This window comes from Candidatus Thermoplasmatota archaeon (assembly GCA_022848865.1).
In the GTDB taxonomy this organism is placed as follows: domain Archaea; phylum Thermoplasmatota; class Thermoplasmata; order RBG-16-68-12; family JAGMCJ01; genus JAGMCJ01.
In genome coordinates this window covers 1-3,131 of sequence record JAJISE010000084.1, presented here as the reverse complement: position 1 = coordinate 3,131, position 3,131 = coordinate 1, and the positions used below count along the sequence as shown (strand labels likewise).

Here is a 3,131-nt window from a genome sequence, read left to right as displayed (position 1 = left end):
CGCCATTTTCGACCATGGAGGTGGCCAATTTTACCTGTGGTCGATACGGCCCTTCTTCCTCCTTCCATCCTTCCTGCCGTACTACGACGGCCTGAATGGCATTCGTGACCAGATTGTTCACGACCCGCTGCAGCTTTTCTCTATCAAAGCGAACCATGGGAAGATCGGGGGCCATTTCTCGGAGCATGTGCACCGGCTCCGGGAACGTCATGCCATCGAGCACCTCTTCCAAAAAGGGATTGAGTTCTCCCTCAAGCATCTCGGAGCGCCGGCCCCGGGTGTATTCCAATAAATCATCGACGATTGAATCGCACAGGGCCACCTGTTCCTCGATCCTTTTTAGATGCTTTATGATCTTCACATCAACATCGCTTAACTTGCTTTCAACATAGAAAGCCGAACTGCGGATCACGCCCAGAGGATTGCGCAGTTCGTGGCTCACCGTGGCCGTAAGTTGCCCGAGCACGGAGAGCTTTTCGTGCTTTACCAGCTCTTCTTGGGTAGCCTCCAGTTCATTGGTACGCTCCTTGACCAGATCTTCAAGCTGTTCACGGTGTTTTCTTAACTCTGCTTCAGCTTTTTTGCGCTTGGTAATATCGATTGAATATTCGATTATTTGAGATAGATTGCCTTCACTGTCAAAGATAGGGAAGGCATGGATTTCTATATTCCGCTTATTCCCATTCTTATCCAGATGAATATGTTCAACCATTGTAGGACGTCCGGTTACTTTTATCTCTTCGATGGGACAGGGACAATCATCCTTCCGACAAGGTTCAGATCGGCCGTGAGTCAGGGCATAACAGGTCGGCGATTCTTCGGAGATGTTTATTCCTGCCGCTTTATTGAACAGGGAAATCGAATAATCTTTAATGTTTATGGTATAGAAAGGGTGGGTCAGAGCATCAATGGCGGTCTGTAAAAATATACTCTGAGCACGGGTCTCATCCTCGGCCCGCTTGCGTTCGGCGATCTCTGTCTGTAAGGACTCGTTGGCTCGTACCAGGTCCGCTGTCCGTTCCAGAATCCGTGCCTCAAGCTCCTCATTGATGCTTCTCAATTGCTGTTGCAGGTGACTGATCGTCAGATGAGCCTTGACGCGGGCCAAGACTTCCTCGGCCTTGTAAGGCTTAGTTACGTAGTCCACGCCTCCGACGGCAAACGCCTTTACCTTATCCAAAGCCTCTTTTGCCACGCTCACGAATATCACAGATACATCCTTCGTCGCATCGGATGACTTCAAACGTTTGCATACTTCGTAACCGTCGATATCGGGCATCCTGATGTCCAAGAGGATCAAGTCGGGCCGCTTCGCCCGAGCCGACTCAAGTGCCATGGTGCCATTCGTCGCCACACGAACGCTGTACCCCTGCTCAGACAACAGTGCGTGAAGCAATTGCAGATTCGCTTCATTGTCGTCAACGATCAAGACATCGCCAAACGTCACATTCTCGCCTTCTGCGTTCATGGTGATTCCTCTCTGGGACGATTCTGTCCCTCTCCCTTCAGAACTGAGACGATCGGCCCAATCCGGAAGTCATCAATCATATCTCTCATCGTTACGCTGAGGTTCTTGTCAAATTTCTCGACTTCCTCCATCAGCGATTTCAGCGCGTTAATGTCACCAATAGAGGCCGCTTCACGCAGATTGGAGATCAATTCCGGAGGAAGACACGAGAGATCTTCGGGGGCCAGTTCGCGGACCACAACTGGGGAGGCCGCCGCTTCCCCCCATCTCCCCTCTTCCTCGTAAACGTATTTCAGACCGAGATGATCAGACATCATCTCGAATATCTCCGACTCATGGAAGGGTTTGCGGATGAAGTCGTCGCACCCCGAATCAAAGACTTTCACACGGTCTTCCTCAAGAACGCTCGCCGTTAGAGCGACGATGATGGTGGACTGGCCTTTGGCGGTCGATTTGATCCGTCTCGTGGCCTCATAGCCGTTCATCACCGGCATCGCCATGTCCATCCAGATCAGCTGAGGCTCCCACGCATCCCAGACCGAGATCGCCTCTTCGCCGTTGGTCGCCTCCCGCGCATTCAGGCCCATCGACTCAAGCACTTTGACCAACAGCCTCCGGTTATCCTCAACGTCATCCACAACAAGTATGCGCGGAAGACGCTGGCCGGGAACCAGACCCACTACGCGCCGAGGCTTCCGGATCTCTTTCACTGTCTCGGCTTCAGCCTCCGGTGCGAGCACGTCGAACTTGAACACGCTTCCACGGCCTACTTCGCTCGTGACCTCGATATCTCCGCCCATCAGCTTCACGAAACTGTGGCTGATGGTTAGCCCCAATCCCGTTCCTTCCTGCGCTCCGCGCCCCGAAGCGGTCTGGCTGAAGGCCTCGAAGAGCTTCCCTATTTCTTCCTGAGCAATGCCGGGCCCTGTGTCCTCCACTTCCACAAGCAGACGGCCTCCCGGACGGGGCGGCTTGCCCTTCTCTTCCTCGCGCTCGTAACCCACCCGGACGCTAATCCCACCTTTCTCCGTGAACTTGGCGGCATTGCTGAGCAGGTTCAAGAACACTTGCCTGAGCTTGCGTTCATCGCATCGAATGTGCCGGGGTACCGCAGGGGAGCGCTCAAACATGAGGTCCAGCCCCTTGTCCTCAACCCGAAGGCGAAACATGCTTCCGAGCATGTCGAGAAGCGTATATAGATTAAAGACGCTCTCGTCCAGGGTAATCCGTTCCGCCTCGATCTTGGACAGCTGGAGTACATCGTTGATCAGGTCCAGGAGATGCGTGCCGTTGCGACTGATGAAGGCCAGGTTCTCCAGCTGGGAAGGAGTAATGGTCGGGTCGCGTCGCATGATCTCAGAGAAACCAAGAATGGCATTGAGAGGGGTACGCAGCTCGTGGCTCATGTTGGCCAGGAACTCGCTTTTAACCTGCGTGGCTGCCTCGGCTCTTTCTTTGGCCTTCTGAAGTGCCTCCGCCGCTCTGTTGCGTTCCCTCTCGCTCCGCCTCAGCCGCTGCGTCCCCATGACGACCCCTACCAGACCCATCAGGCACAGCAGAACATGACCCAGCACCAACGTGAGCACGTGCATACGCAAAATGGCCCACAGGGGCTCCATAGGGACCGAAACGCTGATCCCACCCCGAATGTCTCCCCGCTTGT

At 54.2% G+C, this 3,131-nt stretch carries 2 protein-coding genes; both read right to left on the bottom strand.

The window, feature by feature from the left end; translation table 11 throughout:
- A partial coding sequence (locus tag LN415_09685) for a response regulator (GenBank protein ID MCJ2557356.1) occupies positions 1–1,468 on the bottom strand: 1,468 nt, incomplete at its 3' end.
- The coding region (locus LN415_09680; protein ID MCJ2557355.1) for a response regulator at positions 1,465–3,131 on the bottom strand (1,667 nt) is incomplete at its 5' end. The genes LN415_09680 and LN415_09685, both read right to left, overlap by 4 nt.